The 19277-nt window shown below is 47.4% G+C and carries 19 protein-coding genes; 8 read left to right on the top strand and 11 right to left on the bottom strand.

Annotated elements, in window-relative coordinates:
• Positions 1 to 2: 2 nt before the first annotated feature.
• The 3 genes from MKQ68_RS17980 to MKQ68_RS17970 all read right to left on the bottom strand — a co-directional run bounded on the left by MKQ68_RS17980 (position 3) and on the right by MKQ68_RS17970 (position 2739).
• Positions 3 to 1364, bottom strand: a complete 1362-nt coding sequence (locus MKQ68_RS17980; protein ID WP_264280320.1) for an HlyD family secretion protein — start codon at positions 1362 to 1364, stop codon at positions 3 to 5.
• Positions 1357 to 2334, bottom strand: coding sequence for an ABC transporter transmembrane domain-containing protein (locus MKQ68_RS17975; protein WP_264280319.1), 978 nt, complete (start codon positions 2332 to 2334; stop codon positions 1357 to 1359). The genes MKQ68_RS17980 and MKQ68_RS17975 overlap by 8 nt, the downstream gene beginning before the upstream one ends.
• Before the next feature lie 102 nt (positions 2335 to 2436).
• Positions 2437 to 2739: a hypothetical protein gene (locus MKQ68_RS17970; protein WP_244842111.1), complete on the bottom strand. Its 303-nt coding sequence runs from the start codon at positions 2737 to 2739 to the stop codon at positions 2437 to 2439.
• A gap of 421 nt (positions 2740 to 3160) precedes the next feature.
• Between MKQ68_RS17970 and MKQ68_RS17965 the strand changes: the two genes are divergently transcribed.
• A complete protein-coding gene (locus MKQ68_RS17965) occupies positions 3161 to 4120 on the top strand; it encodes a tryptophan 2,3-dioxygenase family protein (protein WP_244842110.1) in 960 nt (319 codons plus the stop codon).
• A gap of 240 nt (positions 4121 to 4360) precedes the next feature.
• On the opposite strand, the gene MKQ68_RS17960 is transcribed toward MKQ68_RS17965, so the two are convergent.
• From MKQ68_RS17960 to MKQ68_RS17935, 6 genes are all read right to left on the bottom strand, one after another.
• Complete coding sequence (locus tag MKQ68_RS17960; RefSeq protein WP_264280318.1) at positions 4361 to 5290, bottom strand: CE1 family esterase; 930 nt, start codon at positions 5288 to 5290, stop codon at positions 4361 to 4363.
• Positions 5291 to 5384: 94 nt separating this feature from the next.
• The gene (locus MKQ68_RS17955; protein WP_244842105.1) at positions 5385 to 6128 is read right to left on the bottom strand and encodes a LytR/AlgR family response regulator transcription factor; all 744 of its coding nucleotides are present in this window, start codon (positions 6126 to 6128) and stop codon (positions 5385 to 5387) included.
• Positions 6125 to 7171 carry a sensor histidine kinase gene (locus tag MKQ68_RS17950; protein ID WP_244842103.1) on the bottom strand — a complete coding sequence of 349 codons (1047 nt, stop codon included), beginning with the start codon at positions 7169 to 7171 and terminating at the stop codon, positions 6125 to 6127. The genes MKQ68_RS17955 and MKQ68_RS17950 overlap by 4 nt, the downstream gene beginning before the upstream one ends.
• Positions 7172 to 7183: 12 nt before the next feature.
• On the bottom strand, positions 7184 to 7552 hold the full coding sequence (locus MKQ68_RS17945; protein ID WP_264280317.1) for a hypothetical protein: 369 nt from the start codon (positions 7550 to 7552) through the stop codon (positions 7184 to 7186).
• A 107-nt stretch (positions 7553 to 7659) separates the two neighbouring features.
• A complete protein-coding gene (locus MKQ68_RS17940) occupies positions 7660 to 9075 on the bottom strand; it encodes a ThuA domain-containing protein (RefSeq protein WP_264280316.1) in 1416 nt (471 codons plus the stop codon).
• 99 nt (positions 9076 to 9174) lie between these two features.
• Complete coding sequence (locus MKQ68_RS17935) at positions 9175 to 9801, bottom strand: CGNR zinc finger domain-containing protein (RefSeq protein WP_264283657.1); 627 nt, start codon at positions 9799 to 9801, stop codon at positions 9175 to 9177.
• 227 nt (positions 9802 to 10028) lie between these two features.
• Between MKQ68_RS17935 and MKQ68_RS17930 the strand changes: the two genes are divergently transcribed.
• The 6 genes from MKQ68_RS17930 (at position 10029) to MKQ68_RS17905 (ending at position 13258) form a co-directional block, all read left to right on the top strand.
• Entirely contained in the window at positions 10029 to 10502 is a 474-nt protein-coding gene (locus tag MKQ68_RS17930; RefSeq protein ID WP_264280315.1) for a hypothetical protein, read from the top strand.
• A 153-nt stretch (positions 10503 to 10655) separates the two neighbouring features.
• Positions 10656 to 11150, top strand: a complete 495-nt coding sequence (locus MKQ68_RS17925) for a transposase (protein WP_264280314.1) — start codon at positions 10656 to 10658, stop codon at positions 11148 to 11150.
• 17 nt (positions 11151 to 11167) lie between these two features.
• Entirely contained in the window at positions 11168 to 11584 is a 417-nt protein-coding gene (locus MKQ68_RS17920; protein ID WP_264280313.1) for a hypothetical protein, read from the top strand.
• Positions 11568 to 12068 (top strand): SRPBCC family protein, encoded by a 501-nt coding sequence (locus tag MKQ68_RS17915; RefSeq protein WP_244842096.1) that lies wholly within the window; start codon positions 11568 to 11570, stop codon positions 12066 to 12068. The genes MKQ68_RS17920 and MKQ68_RS17915 overlap by 17 nt, the downstream gene beginning before the upstream one ends.
• 91 nt (positions 12069 to 12159) lie before the next feature.
• Entirely contained in the window at positions 12160 to 12600 is a 441-nt protein-coding gene (locus MKQ68_RS17910) for a GNAT family N-acetyltransferase (RefSeq protein WP_264280312.1), read from the top strand.
• A gap of 160 nt (positions 12601 to 12760) precedes the next feature.
• Complete coding sequence (locus MKQ68_RS17905) at positions 12761 to 13258, top strand: metallophosphoesterase (protein ID WP_264280311.1); 498 nt, start codon at positions 12761 to 12763, stop codon at positions 13256 to 13258.
• 141 nt (positions 13259 to 13399) lie between these two features.
• On the opposite strand, the gene arr is transcribed toward MKQ68_RS17905, so the two are convergent.
• Positions 13400 to 13822 carry an NAD(+)--rifampin ADP-ribosyltransferase gene (gene arr, locus MKQ68_RS17900; RefSeq protein ID WP_264280310.1) on the bottom strand — a complete coding sequence of 141 codons (423 nt, stop codon included), beginning with the start codon at positions 13820 to 13822 and terminating at the stop codon, positions 13400 to 13402.
• 191 nt (positions 13823 to 14013) lie between these two features.
• Positions 14014 to 15396, bottom strand: a complete 1383-nt coding sequence (mnmE, locus tag MKQ68_RS17895; RefSeq protein ID WP_264280309.1) for a tRNA uridine-5-carboxymethylaminomethyl(34) synthesis GTPase MnmE — start codon at positions 15394 to 15396, stop codon at positions 14014 to 14016.
• Positions 15397 to 16037: 641 nt separating this feature from the next.
• Between mnmE and MKQ68_RS17890 the strand changes: the two genes are divergently transcribed.
• Positions 16038 to 19277, top strand: a complete 3240-nt coding sequence (locus MKQ68_RS17890; protein ID WP_264280308.1) for a SusC/RagA family TonB-linked outer membrane protein — start codon at positions 16038 to 16040, stop codon at positions 19275 to 19277.

Raw genomic sequence — 19277 nt, 5'->3', positions numbered from 1 at the left:
CTTTATTTTCCCGTTGCTGCATCCGCCTTGGGTGCTTCTTTCAAGCTTGGCGGGAAGCCGTTCAGTTGTCGCCATATCTCATACCATACCGGTACAGAGTTGAGAATTACCCTGCCATACACGCCAGATCCCTGGCGGAGCTGGATAGGCCATGGTTCATCTGCTTTGGGTACTGGCGTTACCTGTTTCACCAATACGCGGTAAGTGCCGTCTGCACTGGCCATACGGTCGATCGAAAATACCTTTCCGGCAAAGGTGCCTACCGCTACGGATGGCCAGCCGGAGAACTGTACCGATGGCCAGCCTTCGAACTGTAAACGCACCTCGCTCATGTCGGCGATCAGCGGAACGTCCATTGCGTTCACATAAATTTCGGCAGCCACCTGCGGATCTTTGGGTTGCAGCGTAGCAACGGATTCGCCTTCTTTAATATTCTCGCCGATACCTGCTTTCAGGGTTTTGATCACATACCCATCCTGCGGCGCGCGTACTACGTACATGCCCCGGCGGAAGTCGATGTTGGCGATCTCGTTGCGCAGTTTGGCAATGTCGCCCTGCGCAGTGGCCTGTCCGGACAGCGCCGTGCCCATATCCGACTGCGCCTTCGCTAACGATTCCTGGTACTTCGCCCGGATATTATCCAGTTCGATCTGCGCGTTGAGCAGCCCCTGGCGCGAAGTATTCAGTTTGTTTTCCTGCGCGATCAGTTTTGCGTTGTCGTTCTGCACATTTAACCGGCGGGTTTCAATATCCGTAAGCGAAAAGAGGCCGTCTTTAAAACCTTGCTCGTACCGCTCCAGGCGCGCCTGGCTCACCCGGTAAAACTGCTGAACGGCCACCAGGTCGGCACTATCACTCTGCACATAGTTGATGGCCTGCTTCACTTTATTTTCTGCAGCCACCAGCTGGAAGGTGAGGCCGCGGTTCAACGCTTCGATCTGCGATTGCGTAGCGCGCATTTTCTGCTTCGCCGCTTCTTCGCTGCCTTGTTTGGCGGAGAGCTGTTCTCTTAACCTGGTAGGCAGTTCCGGGTCAAAATAAGACTGGCTGATCTCGGAGATCAGCAGGATCGTATCTCCCAGTTTCACTTCCTGACCTTCACTTACATACCAGCGTTCAATACGGCCGCCGATCTGGTTCTGCACCGTTTGTGGGCGATCCTGCGGGCGCAGTGCCGTTACGGTGCCTTTACCCGGAATGGTTTGGCGCCATGGCAGGAAGAGAATGATGATAAAAAAGATGAACACGAACAGCATGATGCGCTCGAAGCGCAGCACTTTGCGTACGCGCAGGAGTGATCTGCTGGTTTTATCGCCCAGGTTTTCCCAATGCGCTTTATGATTGATTTCTTTATGATTAGCCATGTTGTACCTCCTCTTCCTGTAATTCCATGTCGGTAATAACTGCCAGCTTTTCCGCGCTGGTCACCATGTCGAAGATGGTGCTCATACCTGTCATCACTTTTTCTACTGCGTAACTGATTTGTACGACGATTACTTCTGCCGCTACGAACTGGCCGAAGGTCATTTGCCTTTCCACTACGAAGAACGAACCCATGACGAGCAGCGCACCCATCAGGATAGCACGGATCAGTATAGAGCTGGCAAAGAATTTCCTCAATACCCTAAAGTGACTGTTCCTGGCGCGTATATATTTCGACGCGATGTCGTCCGTTTGCTGTAAGGCCTCCACCATCTTTGCTTTGTCGCCACGATACTCATCCAGGTTAGCCGCTACATCCTCAAGGTAGGCTACCACCTGGTATTTTCGCCCAGATTCTTCAATGCTCGTTTTCACCGCTTCCCGGTAATAAAGCGCAATCACGCCCGTCAACACCATCGCGGTAAACACCCCAAACACCATATATACAGGATGATAGAAGGATAAAAGGATCGCACTGAAAAAGATCAGCACCGCGGCGGAAACGATTTCTACCACCAGTTTCGTCAAACCCTTCTGGATAGTAAGAATATCAAAGAAACGGTTCACCAGTTCCGGCGGGTACTCACCCGTCAACTCCGATTTTTTGATCCTCGGTAAACGGTACGCGAATTCCAGCGACGTACGCGCAAATACTTTCTGTTCCACCAGCTCGACCAATGTTAACTGGCCAATGAGCAGCAGTCCGCCGATGAGGATGCCGAATAACACCACCCCAATCAGTATATAAGTAGAGCTGTACATCGACCCGTTGCTTAACAGGTTAAAGATGGCCGTAGTGCCCAGCGGCAGCGTAAGCCCCAATAAACCGATCAATACGGCATAGAGAAATATATAATTGATGGTTTTTCGTTCGTAATGTAGAATGCCTACAAGTCTTTGCCACGGCCTCAAGGCTGGCGTGTCATGTTTTTTACCCACGATTGGACATTAAAAAGTAACTGCAATATTTTTCATTAAAGGCCCACCGGAACGGGCGTCCGGCTATGGTATGCTTTAGGCCATTTCCGGAGGTTCTATAGGAATAGAAAGGTAGGGTTCAGAGATAATGGCGAGTAAATAGACCCTGTTGTGTGCTTCAGAGGTCGTAGGGTTATACGCTAATTGATGCAGGTTGGGTACATCAAAGTAACACATCTTTTTGGATGAGCGTCCCGACTTGTCCTCTTTGGAATTTTTTCCTTCTTCTGCAGAAGACTTGCTTTCCATTTCCATAGAGATGTTGGAACATTTGTATTTGCCGGCAACGGACACACTGGCCTTTAAGCCGAAGCCTAAAAACAGTATCGCACTGATCAAAATAGTAACGAATCTATGTCTGAAAAAAGCCGTCATCACAAAACGAAGATAGATCACCCGGTATTAAACATGCGTTTGAAACTGTTAAAATATCGCATTTGACAGAAGCTTGACAGGTAGGTTAAAATCTAATAAGAAACGAGTAAGAAAGCGGTTATAACTGCTTATTAGTTAAGTATAACTATACAGCGGGCACAGGCAAAATTTGGCTAATTGAACAAATTTTGGTTGTTTTGCTTTCCATTACAGCCGATGAAGAGTCTCTACAAAAATATCATCAACCGGCCTTCCTAGCATTCTTCTTTATGCGGGCAGCACTTCGCTGTTCTTAAATGTTGCCACAAACTTCCGGTTTGGGGTACAACTTCCAACCATTTATTTCGCCACGGCCATCAGCGGTCGCATTATCAAAAACTAACAAATGGAAATCACACCTGAGATCAAAGACAGGTTGCTGCGCCTACAGGAAAAGTACGCAGCCATGGGGCAGGATATCCTGGCTTACCTGGACGGCCTGTTGTATGCAGACTATTTAACCTATTGGGATTATATCCACCTGGATACCCTGTTAAGTTTGCAGCAGCCTAAAACATCTTATCCCGATGAGGAAATCTTCATCATGTACCACCAGATCACCGAGTTGCATTTTAAACTCGTGTTGCATGAGTGTAAGCAGATCAGTCAGCATCCACAGCTCACACCGGAGTTTTTTGCCACGCGCCTGAAACGCATCAACGCTTATTTCACCGCACTTGTATCTTCTTTTGATATTATGGTGGATGGGATGGATAAGGATCAGTTCCTGAAATTCAGGATGGCGTTACTGCCTGCGAGCGGCTTCCAGTCCGGGCAATACAGGATGATTGAAATTTACTGTACGGACATGGCGCGGCTGGTGACGTTGAGCAAACGCGAGGATTTGAAGGGGGCGTCGCTGGACGAGCAGTTTGATAATATTTACTGGAAGTACGGCGCGTCGGAGCTGTCGACCGGCAAACAAACCCTTACCCTGCAGCAGTTTATCGCCAAGTATTCCGGGCAGCTGTTCAAGCTGGCGGAGAGCGTTACCCTCACTAACTTTTCTGCCTTATATACCAGGCTTAAAGAACAGGGTGATGACTTAACTGTGGTAGAAGAGGAGCTGCGTAAACTCGACCTGTTCGTCAATGTAGAGTGGCCACTTTCTCATTATAAATCAGCCGTACGTTACCTCGAGCGCGACCCGGTAGATATTGCTGCTACCGGCGGTACCAACTGGCAAAAGTACCTGCCGCCCCGGTTCCAGAAGCGTATTTTCTTCCCGGCTTTATGGACGGAGGAGCAGATGGAGCAGTGGGGTAAGTCGTGGGTGATGAATGTGTTGAAGGCTTACAGGACTTAGGTTAATGAAGATGAGACTGTATCAAAAGTAATTTCTACCCGCTTTTATTAGGTAGGCGACGTAGCGCATTTTCGTTTAAGCGATTCTCATAGCCATCAAATTACTTTTGATGCAGCCTCGTTTTGTTTATTGGCAGTTTTCGTGGGTTGCGCGCCATCGTTGTTGAATGGGTACTGTGCGTTTCCCCGGAGGTTCACGCCGTTGTTTTTAGAGGCTGGTGTGCGGCTTCACCTGCGAAAATCAGGGTAGTGAAAAGCGGTCACAAAAATCCCAGATGAGATGAGTGGCGTTTATTACCTTCGACGGCGTGTCGCCCCTGCGGCCCTGTGGGGGAGCGGATGGCCAGGCATGGCCGCCATCCTGGGTGAGGTAACGTTGCATGACAACGACACCCGCTGCATTTTTCCAGCTCGTTATTTCATAGCCCTGCCTTTGTTCAACGGCCGGTTCGGTGGCACATTGATTCCTTTTTACCCAGTAGTTGATACCTTCCACTGCCGGCGGAAAAACATAATTCCCGATACCAGCGCCCCCGGCGTGTACGGGTACTTTCTGGTCCGGCAGCGCGTGAATGTGGATGAGTGGCACGACTCCTTTCAGGGTTGTGTCTTTCGGTGCCACCATCGTGCCGCTTACGATCCCGGCCGCTGCCAGTTTGCCTGGAAGTTCGGAGGCCAGGCGGTAAGCCAGCATGCCGCCGTTAGACATGCCTGCTACGTACACCTTTTTCCGGTTTACGAGAAACCTGCTACTCACCTCGTCGATCAGCGTGCTGATGAATTTAACATCGTTCACATTCGTGTACATGGCATAATCGCAGCACGTGCCGGCGTTCCAGGTGCGTACCCTGAGTATGCCAGCCCCGTCCTGCTTTTCCACGCCGTCGGGATAAACCATGATAAAACCTTTTTCACTGGCAAGCTGGTTAAATCCATAGGCCTTTTCGAACTGGTCTGCACTGCCGCCTGTACCATGAATACCGATGACAAGGGCGCGTGCGCTATCCTGTTCGTAATAGTTTCGCGGAAGTTTGACGACATACGTACGGCGGAGGCCGTCGATCATAACCTGTTCCGTAAACCTGTGCCGGCGCGAATCGTCGTCTTTCTTTTCGCAGGAGAAAAGGGACAGGCAGATGCATACGCTGAAGAAGCTGAAAATCATTTTCATTGCTTTTAATATTGGTTTATGCAAAGGAATAAAAGCGCCGTGCGGGATGTGATGATCTAAACAGCGAAGCCGTATAATTGGCTGCTGAAGCAGGTCAGGCAGTTACCCACGATTTAAATTGCGTTACTTTATCCCGGCTGATAATGATCTTTTCCCTGGGTTGGGGCAATGTTTTTACCAGTAGTTTGCCGTTGAAGTATTGAGCTACTTCTTTCAGTGCGGCTTTGTTGATAATGAGCTGACGGTTAGCCCGGTAGAACTGCCGTGGGTCGATGTGTTTGACCAGTGCATCTAGTGAGCGTTCTTCCAGAATGTGTACCGTGCCGTCGAACTTAACACCACTAACGACGGCGTTGTTGATTTCAAACCAGGCGAAGTCACTTACCCTTACGGGCAATAGTTTATCCTTAAATGGTACCAGGAAGCTTTGTTTGTAATGGCCTCGTTCCGGTAGCAGTTGCTGAAACCTGGGACGGCTGGCATAGTGTTGTTCAAACTTTGTGATGGCTTTGGTCACACGCTCCGGTGCGATCGGTTTCAATAAGTAGTCGATGCTGTTTACCTCGAAGGCTTTAAGCGCATATTCGTCGTACGCTGTCGTAAATATAACAGGGCAGGGGAGGTCAATATGTGCGACGATATCAAATGCATGGCCGTCCGATAAATGAATGTCTAAAAAGATAAGGTCTGGGGCATGCTGATGTTGCAGGTGCTGTACGGCGGCTTCAACGCTGTCTATTACAGGGCTGAACTGAAAAAGCGGGCGGCACGCCTTTATCATTTTCATGAGTTGTTGTGCCGCATTGGGTTCATCTTCTATAATCAATATGTTCATCATAAGTTTGCCAGGTTTGGTACATATCTTCCGTTCGAAAACTTCAGCAGCGGCAATGCCACCATAAAGGTGTCTTCATTATTGCTGATGTCGATGCTGGTATCGCAAAGGTGCAGGTATCTTTGGTGCAGGTTATACAGGCCGGTACCGGTGGACGTAGCATATTCCTTTTTCCGTTGATGGATTTTGTTAGTGACCTCCAGTTGTCCGCGGGAGATAGCGACGCGGATGATAAGTGGGTTGTTCAGGGATACGACATTATGCTTCACTGCGTTTTCTATCAACGTTTGCAGTGATACCGGCGGAAGCAGAAAATGGGTATAGGCTGCCGGGATATTGATTTCTATAAACAGGCCGCCGGCATGGCGTTCGAGCAGCATCTTTGTATAGCTTGCCGTGAAGCTCAGTTCATCATCCAGTGTAACTACTGGTTTGCCGGCGCTGTTCAGAATATAGCGGTACACCTCCGACATGTTAGCCACAAACTTTTTAGCAGCATCAATGTCCTTATCGATCATCGCGTTAATAGTATTCAGCGAATTAAACAGGAAGTGTGGGTTGATCTGCGTTTTCAATACTTCAAACGTGGCCTCCGCATTTGCTTTAAGCAGCATTTCATTACTAAGCCGCTGCTGCTGGTTGTTTTTTAATAGTCTATACATTTCTGCAATCAGCACGCAGAGGCAGATTTCCAGCACGAGGGTAACATTAAACAGGAAAACCTGGGCGCGGCTATATGCTTCCGAAGGGGCGGGGATGTTGAGTAAATGGAATAATACTTTGATCAGTATCAGCAAGGCTACGTTCAATGCAAGCCGGTGTGTGATTTTGGCCGGGTTAATGCCTGGTATCGTTACGCTCTTCACATTTATCCACAGGCATAACCAGGCGACTAGAAACGTGCAGAGGCCTCTGGCGGTCACACCCCATGCCGGCGTTACCTTCAGGTAGGCGGCTATCACAATGCGTGGCAGCGTTACGAATAAGGCGATGGCGAGTGCTGCTAATAGTATGATCTTTCCCGCCCGGGTATCATGTTCCATCATCTATACTCAATTTTATCTGCGACCTGCTCTCACATGTTTCTTGGCTTCTTCCTGGTGCGCTTTGAATATTTTATACTGTTCCGCTGACAGTATCGCTTTCATTTCCTGGTCTCTTTTGTTGGTTGCCGCTTTCAACTTTTTGAGTTTACTCATCCTGGAACCATTATCGTTGCGCAATGAGGCAATCGCTTCTGCATATTGAAGATTGACGGCTTCAAACTTCGGTTGTTGCTGTTCTGTAAGTTTGAGCCTGGCCTTGTAGGCGTCCATCTTAGCTTTAAGCTCCTTTTTTTGCGCTTCCGTTAATTTCGGGTGGATTGACTGTGCCTGCACCAGCGATGCGATCGTGATACAAATCATGAGAATTGTAAGCTTTTTCATTGTGTGGCTTGTTGTTTATGGCAGCAAAACAACCGAATGGCGTGCATGAATGGGATAACTGATGCAGTGAAGCGTCAAAATTCCACAGGGAGACCGGTATGATTTCATTAAAAAATCTCCAGCTCGTAAATAGAAAACCCTCTTTTCCCAGGTACTTTATGCTGAAGCAGTAATTTGATATAGCGGCCATTCGCATTAACCGTCGCCTCCTGCACGCCGCCGTGTCCGTCTTTATCTTCGTAGATGGGTGTCCAGTTTTTGCTATCTATGGAGCTAAGTATTTGCACGTTCCTCGCGTACGATGCTTCCCAATGTATCCTGATCTTACGCAGGTCGTACTGTTTTTTCAGGTCCAGCAACAGGAATGCCTGGTCTGTATTCATACTTGACCACCTGCTAAGCGTGTCGCCGTCAACGGTATTTTGTGGGAGAAAAACAGCGCTGGTGTTTTCTGATGCGGTGGCTGTAATTTCATTACCCAGGTAGCCTGCGAGGTTGCCGGTTTTGTCGGCTACGATGTCGATGCCAAAAGTTCTTTCTGATTTTCTGCCGGCTTTGTTGGTTACGGATACTGTGAAGGTGCCATGTCCGCTTTTGCCGGTGAGGTGCAGGTCAAAGTTCCCGGCGTCGTTGCGGCGGATGGTTAACAGGCTTGCGTCTGAGGTGACGGCCGCCGAAACGATCTGGTCAGGCTGTACGTCGGAGATGTTCTGGATTTTAAGAAAGTTGGGGTAGGTATTAGCGCGCGTGGAAACAGGCGGTATGCGTTCGGTGTAGATGAGCGGGTAACCTGTGAGCCACCTTACACCATTTCTTAAAAGTTCCTGGTAGCCGGGGTTTTCCTTTGCCTGCAGATCGTGTCCGAGAGTAAGGCTCATCACCTTGCCTGTACCTACTTTATGCCACCACATGATAGGGTGGTTTTCGGCACGGGCGATGACGTTTATGTTCGGAGTAGCGGGTTGAAAGTAATATAGTTCGTCTTTAATGTCAAAGTCATTGAGCGTTTTTGAGATGGGATGTTCTGTGAGGTCCCGGAAAGCGAGCGGGAATCCCCAAAACTCGTCATTGGTGGTAATTACCCGTAATACGGTCGGCTCTGTTGATGGCCCGCCGATGAAGTGGCCGCCCATAAATTCGCGGTAGCCATCCCAGTTCATGCAGGTCAGGATGCCGCAGTGCAGCGTGAAATAGGCCTTTCCTTTACTGACGAAGTTGTGCAGCGCGCGTAATTGTTGTGCATCCGGGGTAAGGAACATAGAATTGCTGATGATGAGATCATACCGCTTCAGGTTGGCTTCATTGAGGTCGGTGAGATGGGTGGTCGTGTCAATGCTGACGATGCCCTCCAGGATCTGGATGACTTTCTCGTTATGAAATTCGTGTGTCCAGGGCGGATAGTTGTCGAGTTGTTTGGGAATGTTTCCGTTGCCGGTGATGATTAACGCCCGGGGTAACTGTTGCGCGTTAACGATGCTGCATTGTAACAGCATGCTGCAAACCAGGAAGAAGAATGTCTTCATAACAAGGGGGATTTGTGTGTTTACTTTTCAGTTCAAACGTGTTACTCTAATGTACATAAATTTACTATCAAATTAAATTTAGAAAGTAAATATATGGATTTAGGACGCCGGGTTGTCTTTTTTTCGCTGGTTATAGCGCATCATCTTATCGCTGGTGCCGCAGTACTTGGGGTTGCAGAACCTTCTTTTACCGTTTTTCGTTTCATCGAGAAATACCCATCCACACTTAGGGCACTCCTTTATCCTGCGCAGATCGTTATTAACCAGCATGCCGGATAATGACTGCACCGCTTCCCAGGCGGGTGCGGTGAGGTCACCGGCCGGGTTGAGCTGGCCCACCGAGAATTTGCCATCAAGAAATAACAACCGCTGTCTCGACGCCGCATCAATCAATAATAAGTTGAAAGATGGCAGGTATTGCTGCTTTGCCACGGCATCATCTTTCGCTACGGCGGCAATTAAATTGTGCATAACTGTACGAATCTCCCTGATGCGCATAAGTGCGGCATCGGCCTCGCCGGGTTGTTGGGCGGCTAACTGGCGGAGTTGTTCCAGCCTGGCTGTTTGGGTGAAGTTGAGTTTCAGGCACCAATCGATAAAATCGTTGTAGGTAGCAAGGTAGTCATACCGCTGGTTATCCATCCAGGAGCTGACGGTGTTAACGAAGTTGCAGCACAGCACCGTACTGTCGATATTGAGAGAGCTTATACTGCGGGTTTTGGCCATCCTCAAAATTATGTGTTTAATCAATAACAGGCGATAGGTTTCATTTTTATTAACGTGGCAAAGGTTTTCGGTCAATTTTGCGCGATCATCAATAATATATTTCCGCTGGGTGCTTGTTTTATTTCAAATTTACTATTAATTTCGATTTAGATGGTAAATTAATCTTTGCCTGTTTGAAGCGTTTGATCATGTTGACGCTATTACTCCAACTCCTAAAATTCAAAAGCATGAAAACAAAGTTTGTTTATGTATCCCTCGTGGCGCTGCTTGGTTTGACAGCCACATCCTGCAAAAAATCGAATAGTGATTCCACAGTCGTATTGGAAGATAATCTATATAAAAGTGCCGGAAAGTATGCGGCGTTAATTGCCAACAGGCCGCCTGCGCCAGGTAGCTTTGAAATTGAGACCATTACCCGGAATGGCAATACACTAACCGTTACGGTGAAAGGCGCCTGTGAGGCTGCAGATCTTGAAGCAATATGGGATGGTTCCGTCATGTTGTCGGATCCCGGGAAGATCAATCTCGTATTGTCTAACAAGGCAAAGACAAATTGCGCCGATAGTCAATCAACTGTCAATATCAGTCTTACGAAGATTCTGGGCAAGCATGATCCCGACAATTTTATCATCACGGTGGCTAACGGATCGGCACGGCAGGATTTATCATTGAACCTGGATGGCTCGGTTTCGGATAACTAATAGCGGCCTCGCTTTATGCGGAAGCCCGATAAGTGGCGGCCGATCACCACGAGCATTCAACACGGCTATGATTTTACTGATAAAATCCCTCGAGCCTGGCTGGGATCACAGGACATCTGTACAAAATGAAATGATCTTTCAAGCAAGCATCACATGGAATTTACACATCAATACCTGTCACGCGCAGAATCAGCCATTTTGGTTACACTGCTGGCTTACTTTCTGCTGAATGGTGCCCAGGTTTTCGAGACGGCCGTCATTGTTCCAAAATGGACGGCCGATCCGCCTGCCTCGCTTAGTCTCCTGAAAGGAATTAACCTAAAATCCTTTTGGATCATAGCGCATTCCATACACGAAATCACTTTTGTAGCGGCCATTGTTTTGTGCTGGAAGATAGGGGTTATAAGAAACTGGCTGTTGATTTTGTTTGCTGTGCATTTCGTGGTAAGGGTGTGGACACTGGCTTATTTCGCACCTAACATTATTTCATTTCAGAAGTCGACGTACGATACAAGTGCAGCCGCTGAAACGCTTTTTGCAAAGGTTACAATGTGGAAGCAATTGAATTATATAAGAGTAGGCATCTTTATTGCCGTTTCATGCGGTATCATCCCCCTATTACTAAAAGTGATCAGGATGAAATCCTGAATTAAACCGGTAAGTCCATGAAAACTAAAACGATAGCAGAAAAGATGCGTTTGTCGGCCAGTGCGAAAGGTGTGGTCATCAATTTCACTCCTGAAACGCTGCCGGATATGCAGTTGCCGTCTCACTTTTATCAAGATAAGCTTTCAGGCAAGTTTGATTACATCCACTTTTTTGTGATCGATAAGCAGCAGCTCGAAAAGCAGTTTAAGACCCTGATAAGCCATCTCAACGAAAAAGGTACATTATGGGTTTCATGGCCTAAAGGCCGAAAGCTGGGCACCGACCTGGATATTAAAGAAGTGATCCGGATTGGTTACAATTTTAAAATGGTCGAAAGTGTTTGTATGAGGATTGATGACGTTTGGTCGGCGTTAAAGTTCACATTTCCGAAACCGGGCAAAGAATATCATAATAGTTATGGCAAACATCCATGACCAGGTGACACATACAATTACTAAAACAGTAAGAATAATGGACAATTATCAAAGTACAACCCTCATTCATGCCGATGCGGCCATCGTTTATAAAGCGCTTACCCATGATATCGCACGGTGGTGGTCGGAGGATTTTGGAGGGAGTGGTAAGACTAGTGGCGGCACTTTTACGGTAAGGTTTGGAGACAATATTTATAAAGTGTTTGCTGTAGAAGTGCTGGAGACGGACACCAGGGTTGTTTGGCTCGTAACAGATTCCGTGATTGACATTCCTGAATTACAAAACAAAACAGAGTGGGTGGGGACGCGGATTATTTGGTCCATTCAGGCGGATGGATTGGCTACATTGCTTAACTTAGTGCATGAAGGCTTAACCCCGGAGGTTGAGTGTTATCATATTTGCCAGGCTGGATGGGCGCAGTTTGTAACCAGTTTAAAAGTGTTTGCAGAAACAGGGACCGGTACCCCGTTTAAAAAGTCCTGATAGCAGGAATAAACGCCTGATGCGTTTTACATCTCTTTAAAATTCGATCATCGCGATGGATAATTACAGTATTAAAGAAGGATTTGATAACATGGATGTTGCCGCCATCCATTTGTATTTAAGTAGCCAAAGCTACTGGGCGGCAGGTATTCCATATGACATTGTTGAATCATCCCTGAAAAACTCGTTCTGCGTCGGCGTGTTTGAAAACGATACCCAGGTTGGCTTTGCACGGCTTGTTACCGACTATGCGACTTTCGGCTACCTGGCGGATGTATATGTGTTGGAAGAGCATCGCGGAAAACGGCTTTCAAAATTAATGCTGGATTACCTGTTCGGGCTGCCATGGACGAAGGGGTTAAGAAGAACGATGCTGGTGACCTTAGATGCACATTATTTATATACCAAATTCGATTTTAAGTCACCGGCGTATCCCGAAAGGATTATGGAGCTGAAAAGAGACGATGTTTACGCGCCGGCCCAGGAAATAAAGCCTGCTGAAAACGCAAACCAGCCTCACAAAGCTTTATAATAAGATAACATCCCACAGATTAGTGGCTGGAAAGGAGCCACTAATTTTGCCGGGCATGCAATTGATAAAGCAAATAAAGGAAGACCAACAAAAGTCGTTCGATCTTTAAATGCCTGCCAGGTACTATAGCAAAACTTTCGGGCTCAAAAATGCGGAAAAGATGTTGATGGCCTTTATCGACACCAATCCGATGATCCCTGAGTTTTATAAAAATAGCGAATATGGCCCGCACGTGGCCGGCCAGCAACCAGAGAGGCAATTGGATTGGTTGGACAAGCTGCTGGCAAATTCAGATGCCCGATGGAAAATTGTGGTGGGGCATCATCCCGTGTATACCGCCGGTCCACGTACAGAAAACTATGATACGCTGGCAGTGCGTAAAGCATTGCAACCTGTTTTAGAGAAACATAAGGTGGATGTTTACCTTTCTGGCCACGAACATTCCATGCAGCACTTGAAAAACAGCCATGAGCATTTCCATCAGTTCATTTCTGGCGCCGGGTCGGAGGTTACGCCAGTGAGGCAAAACCTGACCTACAATCGTTTCGTGGCGGCGGAATATGGGTTTATGTATTTTGCTGTCAACGCCCGGCAGTTGCGATGTAGCATTGTTGATCATGAAGGAAAAACGACTTATAGTACGGTGGTTAGTAAGTAATCATCGTAACCTCAATCAATAGCGTTTGAGCAGGAAATCCGGACAGCGGCCATACTTTCAGAGTGGCCGCTGTTTTTATTTGGGACTGCGCGTAAATACCATATTGGTCTTTAGTGGTGCGTGGTTCACCCGGTCTTGTGCTCAGTCTATAATAACGTTTATTCCCTGTTCGGAAAGTTTACGCAACCCGTCCCTCATAGCCTGCACTTGCTCCGGTGAATGCGGGATCCAGCGGGTCACTTCTCCTATGACTTTGAACGGGTGTACCGAGCGGTAAGACATGGTTGGGTTACCGGGAAACTTCTTGTCCGTTACGTTGGGGTCATCTTCCACATCGCCTGTGGCTTCTACGAGATAAATCCGTTCGCGGCCATCACCCACTGCAAGTTCTGCGCCCCATATCGCTGCGGTGATGGTGGCAGCGACGTAAACATGTTTAAGCTTTCTGTCAGCATAATTGCATGAAAAGCCTGGTGAAATAAGGTCGCCAATTTGCAGGTCAGCCTTCGTGCCGTGAAAAAACGTCTGCGCAAACGGGCTGTGTACAGGATCATTCGTAGCCATTGGTGATTTGTTTTACTGAATTTACCATGATGCTTCGTGAAGTTGAAAGGCTTGCTCATCGGATCTCACTTACCTGTGTAATTCTTTCCGTCGCTGCCTGAGCAGGAAGTTGCGTTTCCGTTCGATAAACGTAAAACACATCGATGTAATTCGTATTCGTCAGGCTTGCAAAGCCACCGATACGCCCCTCTTTATTTCCCGATACAGAACTTAGAGAAGATGTAATCCAACCGATCTTCGTTCGTTATATCCCCCGTAATCTCCGAAATGAAATGGAGGCATCGTCTCAAATCCAGCGCCAGCAAATCTCCGGGCAACTTGTTATCCATGCCATTACGAACATCCAGCAATGACCGCATTACTTCCTGTAATGCAGCATAGTGGCGTGCATTCGTGATCACTGTATCTTCAGCATTAATGCTGCCGCTCATCACCTTCTCCACCAGCGCATCTTTCAACTGTTCTATATGATCGTGGTTACGCGCGGATATAAACAAGATGCCGGGTATGGTCGCGAACTTTTGCGTAACACCGCTCGAAAGGTCTGTTTTGTTGCCAACCAGCAGGTAATTGATTTTCTCTGCTTCAAACATCCTTTGCTGAGCAAGAATATCATCGGCGGTGTATTCGTTTACATCGAAGAGATAAATCACCAATCCCGCTTCCCGCATCTTTTCCAATGACTTCTGTACGCCGATGCTTTCAATGGCGTCAACGCTTTCGCGGATGCCAGCGGTATCTATCAAACGGAAAAGAATGCCTTTGATGTTGAGAATTTCTTCAATAGTATCGCGGGTAGTGCCGGCGATGTCGCTGACGATTGCGCGGTTTTCATTCAGTAAGGTATTGAGCAGGGTGGATTTACCGGCGTTCGGTTTGCCGATAATCGCTGTGTTCACCCCATTCTTGATCACGTTGCCCATGCTGAACGAATCGATGAGGTGTTGCACCGTAACGGTGGAAGAACTAACCAGGTCGTAGAATTGTGTTCTGTCTGCAAACTCCACATCCTCCTGGCTGAAATCCAGCTCAAGCTCGATAAGGGCGGAGAAGCGGATCAATTGTTCGCGTAAGGCCTTCAGCTCGCGGGAAAAACCGCCGCGCATCTGTTGCATCGCGGTTTGATGCGAAGCAGCGGTATTGCTGGCGATAAGATCAGCAACCGATTCCGCCTGTGTAAGATCGAGTTTGCCATTCAGGAACGCTCGCTGCGTGAACTCACCGGGCTTAGCCATGCGCGCGCCGCAGAGGATACAGGCGTCTATAATTTGTTGTTGAATATAGGGTGAGCCGTGGCAGGAAATTTCGATCACTTCTTCACCGGTGTAGGAGCGGGGATTGTGAAATACGCTCACCACCACTTCATCGATCGCTTTACGTGTTTGCGGGTGCGTAAGCATACCAAAGTGTAGGGTATGCCCCGCTACTTCCCGCAGGTCTTTGCCCGTGAAAAGTTGATTGGTGATGCCTATCGCCTGTTCGCCGCTAAGCCTGATCACCGCAATGGCGCCTATGCCCGGTGCAGTGGCCAATGCAACGATCGTGTCGTGATGCCCTGCCAGTTTTCCTATCATATATCGTCTGTAATGAAAGCTCAAAATTACTATAATCAGCTTTATGATAACGGCTTTTTTACATGGTCTACCAACCCTATAGATTATGCAATTTTTGAATCAATAAAAAAAATAATGAATGTTACACAAAAGATGTAAATGTTATCAAATGCTAAAATTTTTGTAAAAAAGTGATGGGATTAATGATAAAATTTACGATTTTTGTTTTGATGGTTAGCGAATACAACAAAATTTTAACGCAGCGTCCGCACCATCCGGACAATTGTTTATGAGAGTTTATGGGAGCTATGTTTTTGATGTAAGCAAAATTTATGAGTGAACATTATGCAGCATTGTCGTGAGTGCTAACAGTGAGCGGGTCTTCTCTACAAATTACATGTAGGTTTTTCCAAGTCATTAGGGAACTGTTTATGAGTGCCAGCTTTATGGTTTATTAATCATGTAAAAGTATTTCTCGAAACATTCGTGAATGTAATCCGCTGATTTTATTTCAGGGCCATTCCTTCCTTATCGCTGTTTATATTTTATATCGTCAGGACTCCTAACTGGCGTAAGGGCAGCGTGCATCCTTTTCTCGTTTGGTTTTACACTTTGTTTATGAGGTTCCAATATCTATAGTTTAAATCTAAATCAAAATCTACATGAGGCAAAAATTGCTAGGTCTATTCTTAATGACGGTGCTACAGGTTACAGTGGCATTTGCCCAGGACAGGAAGGTAACGGGTAGGGTTACCGATGCTACTGATGGAAGCGGCATCCCTGGTACTTCAGTAATTATCAAGGGGACTAATACCGGTACCCTCACTGACGGCAATGGTAACTTTACCATTAATGTTCCCGCAGGCAAAGAGCTGCTTTTCCGTTCGATCGGTTTTGGCGAAAAAACAATTGCTGTAGGGCAAAGCGCTGTGCTCAATGTTTCGCTCACCACGCAAACCGGCGACCTCAACGAGGTAGTGGTTGTTGCTTATGGTAAAGCGAAAAAAGAATCTATCACTGGTTCAGTAGCCGGCGTAACTTCAAAGGATATTGAAAAACGTCCCGTATCTAACCCGATCTCCGTATTGGAAGGTGCTGCGCCTGGTATTCAGGTGAATAACACTACTGGTCAGCCAGGTGCTGGTCCGGACGTGCGTATCCGTGGTTTTACTTCCAACTCTTCAAGCGGTGCGAACGCGCCTTTGTATGTGATCGATGGTGTTCCGTTTGCAGGTAACGTGGCAGACATTAACCCGAACGATATTGAATCTGTTACTGTACTGAAAGATGCGGCATCTTCTGCATTGTACGGTTCGCGCGGTTCCAACGGTGTGATCATCATGACCACTAAAAGAGCGAAAGGTGCGGATGGTTCTATTAATGTAGTCGTTAACCAGGGTGTATATACCCGTGGTATTAAAGAATACGAGCGTTTGTCGCCTAACGAGTTCATGGAAACAATGTGGACCGGTTACAGGAATAACCTGATGTCAACCAATCCAACACTTTATCCGAATGCAGCTGCTGCCGGTGCCAAGGCTTCTGCAAGCCTGGTGTCTGACTACCTGTTACTCAACATCTATGATAAAGATGCTACTGCTTTGTTTGATGCTAACGGCAAACTGGTGGCTGATGCAAGAATAAAATCCGGTTACCTCGGCGACCTCGATTGGTACAAGGACATTGAGAGAAGAGGCTACCGCCAGGATTACACGATCAGCGGTACAGCCCGCAGCAAAAAAAGCAACCTGTACTACTCCCTGGGCTACCTGGATGAGAAAGGTTATGTAACTACAACCGATTATCAACGTGTAACCGGTAGGATCAACGCCGATGTACAGGCGAAAGAATGGATGAAGTACGGCTTCAACCTGGCGGGTTCTCACCAGAAAACGAACAGTGCACCCGGTAATACAGGCGACGCCAACTCTTTCGTAAACCCGTTCAACTTTGCACGCGGTATGGCGCCTATCTATCCTGTACACATGCACGACGTCACCACCGGTGAATACCTGCTGGATGAACAGGGTAACAAACAATACGACGATGGTAACGGTACCCGTGGCCAGAGTGTTGGTCGCCACGCCACCTGGGAAAACGAATTGAACCAGGACCGTACGATCCGTAATACCTTACAGGGCCAGATTTTTATCGATTTCAAATTCCTGAAGGATTTCAACTTTACGCTGAAAGGCGATATGAACGTGCGTAACAGCGATAACAATTCTTACAGCAACGCATTGATTGGCGATGGTTCCGGTAACAACGGCCGCGCATCTTCTACCAATTACCGTTATAAAAACTACACCGCTCAGCAATTGCTGACATGGGGTAAAAACTTCGGTGTTCATCATGTTGATGCATTGGTTGCTCACGAGAACTATTACGAAAATACTAACTACCTGTACGCATATAAAACGAATCAGACATTCCCTGGCCAGGTGGATTTCTCTAACTTCACCCAAATTACCAGCCTGGATGGTTACAAACTGGATTACAGAACGGAAGGCTACCTCTCCCGCGTACGTTACAACTACGATGAGAAGTATTACATCGACGGTTCCTTCAGGCGCGATGGCTCATCAAGGTTCTACAAAGATGTTCGTTGGGGTAACTTCTGGTCTGTTGGTGGCGGTTGGTTGCTGTCTAAAGAAAACTTCTTCCAGCCATTAGCGAATGTAGTGGATTACGCAAAAGTGCGTGCATCTTACGGTGAAGTTGGTAATGACCTGGCAGCAGGAAGGTATGCATGGATGGACCTGTACACCCTTGACCAGAATGGTAATGCGCCTGCTTTGTACAAAATACAAAACCCTGCATTGGACCTTATTTGGGAAACTTCTAACTCCATCACTGCTGCAGTAGAGGGTCGCATCTTCGATCGCGCAAACTTCACGGTGGAGTATTTCGACAAACGTTCTCAGAACCTGATCTATGATATCAACCTGCCATTGTCTGCAGGTGCCACATCTTCTACAGCTTCCAGCTCTATTATGACAAAAAACATCGGTTCTATTTCCAACAAAGGCCTGGAGGTTTCATTTGATGTGGATGTTGTAAAAACAAAAGACTGGCGCTGGAACGTGGGTGCAAATGCCACCTGGATGACGAACAAAGTAGTGAAACTGCCCGAAGAAAACCGTGAGAACGGTATCGTCAGCGGCAACTACAAACTGCTCGAAAACCATAGCCTGTACGACTTCTGGACGTACCAGTACGCTGGTGTAGACCAGATGACCGGTAACGCACTGTATCTCGCTGATGACGAGCGTTTCGATCCGACCAAAACCGGCGAAGCATGGATGGCTTTCCTTGTGCCGATCAACGGTAAAAATTATACTCGTAACACCACTTACGCAAAACGTGACTGGAGTGGTAGCGCTATTCCGAACATGTACGGCAGCTTCACTTCTGCGTTGACATTCAAAGGTGTTACATTGTCTGGCTTGTTCACTTACTCTGTAGGTGGCAAAACTTACGACGATTCTTACCTGGGCCTGATGACGATGTCTGGTTCTGTAGGTAACCTGCACAAAGACATCCTGAATGCCTGGGACGGCGTGCCCGAAGGTATGACCGAAACTTCTGCCAACCGCATAGATCCTAAAGGTGTACCGGTAGTAGACTTTTCAAGAAGTAACCTGAACAACGCGATGTCTACACGCTTCCTGCAGGATGGATCTTACTTCGTGATCAAAAACATTGCTTTGAGCTATGCACTGCCAGTGTCTGTAATTAAGAGAGCAGATCTGACTTCTGTAAGAATTAATGCCGGCGTAGAAAACCTGGCCACCTTTACCAAACTGCAGGGCATGAACCCCCAGCAGTCATGGAACGGCAGAAGCGTGAGTGCTTTTGTAACGCCAAGAGTATTTTCTGTAGGTGTAAACATCGGTCTGTAA

Source organism: Chitinophaga horti (genome assembly GCF_022867795.2).
In the GTDB taxonomy this organism is placed as follows: Bacteria; Bacteroidota; Bacteroidia; order Chitinophagales; family Chitinophagaceae; genus Chitinophaga; species Chitinophaga horti.
The sequence above is the reverse complement of the archived record's forward strand: the minus strand, read 5'-3'. Positions and strand labels throughout refer to the sequence as shown.

Coding starts and splice junctions, on each gene's coding strand:
- MKQ68_RS17980 (WP_264280320.1), bottom strand. CDS start 1,364: ATGGCTAATCATAAAGAAATCAATCATAAAGCGCATTGGGAAAACCTG.
- MKQ68_RS17965 (WP_244842110.1), top strand. CDS start 3,161: ATGGAAATCACACCTGAGATCAAAGACAGGTTGCTGCGCCTACAGGAA.
- MKQ68_RS17960 (WP_264280318.1), bottom strand. CDS start 5,290: ATGAAAATGATTTTCAGCTTCTTCAGCGTATGCATCTGCCTGTCCCTT.
- MKQ68_RS17955 (WP_244842105.1), bottom strand. CDS start 6,128: ATGATGAACATATTGATTATAGAAGATGAACCCAATGCGGCACAACAA.
- MKQ68_RS17950 (WP_244842103.1), bottom strand. CDS start 7,171: ATGATGGAACATGATACCCGGGCGGGAAAGATCATACTATTAGCAGCA.
- MKQ68_RS17945 (WP_264280317.1), bottom strand. CDS start 7,552: ATGAAAAAGCTTACAATTCTCATGATTTGTATCACGATCGCATCGCTG.
- MKQ68_RS17940 (WP_264280316.1), bottom strand. CDS start 9,075: ATGAAGACATTCTTCTTCCTGGTTTGCAGCATGCTGTTACAATGCAGC.
- MKQ68_RS17935 (WP_264283657.1), bottom strand. CDS start 9,801: ATGGCCAAAACCCGCAGTATAAGCTCTCTCAATATCGACAGTACGGTG.
- MKQ68_RS17930 (WP_264280315.1), top strand. CDS start 10,029: ATGAAAACAAAGTTTGTTTATGTATCCCTCGTGGCGCTGCTTGGTTTG.
- MKQ68_RS17925 (WP_264280314.1), top strand. CDS start 10,656: ATGGAATTTACACATCAATACCTGTCACGCGCAGAATCAGCCATTTTG.
- MKQ68_RS17920 (WP_264280313.1), top strand. CDS start 11,168: ATGAAAACTAAAACGATAGCAGAAAAGATGCGTTTGTCGGCCAGTGCG.
- MKQ68_RS17915 (WP_244842096.1), top strand. CDS start 11,568: ATGGCAAACATCCATGACCAGGTGACACATACAATTACTAAAACAGTA.
- MKQ68_RS17910 (WP_264280312.1), top strand. CDS start 12,160: ATGGATGTTGCCGCCATCCATTTGTATTTAAGTAGCCAAAGCTACTGG.
- MKQ68_RS17905 (WP_264280311.1), top strand. CDS start 12,761: ATGTTGATGGCCTTTATCGACACCAATCCGATGATCCCTGAGTTTTAT.
- arr (WP_264280310.1), bottom strand. CDS start 13,822: ATGGCTACGAATGATCCTGTACACAGCCCGTTTGCGCAGACGTTTTTT.
- mnmE (WP_264280309.1), bottom strand. CDS start 15,396: ATGATAGGAAAACTGGCAGGGCATCACGACACGATCGTTGCATTGGCC.
- MKQ68_RS17890 (WP_264280308.1), top strand. CDS start 16,038: ATGAGGCAAAAATTGCTAGGTCTATTCTTAATGACGGTGCTACAGGTT.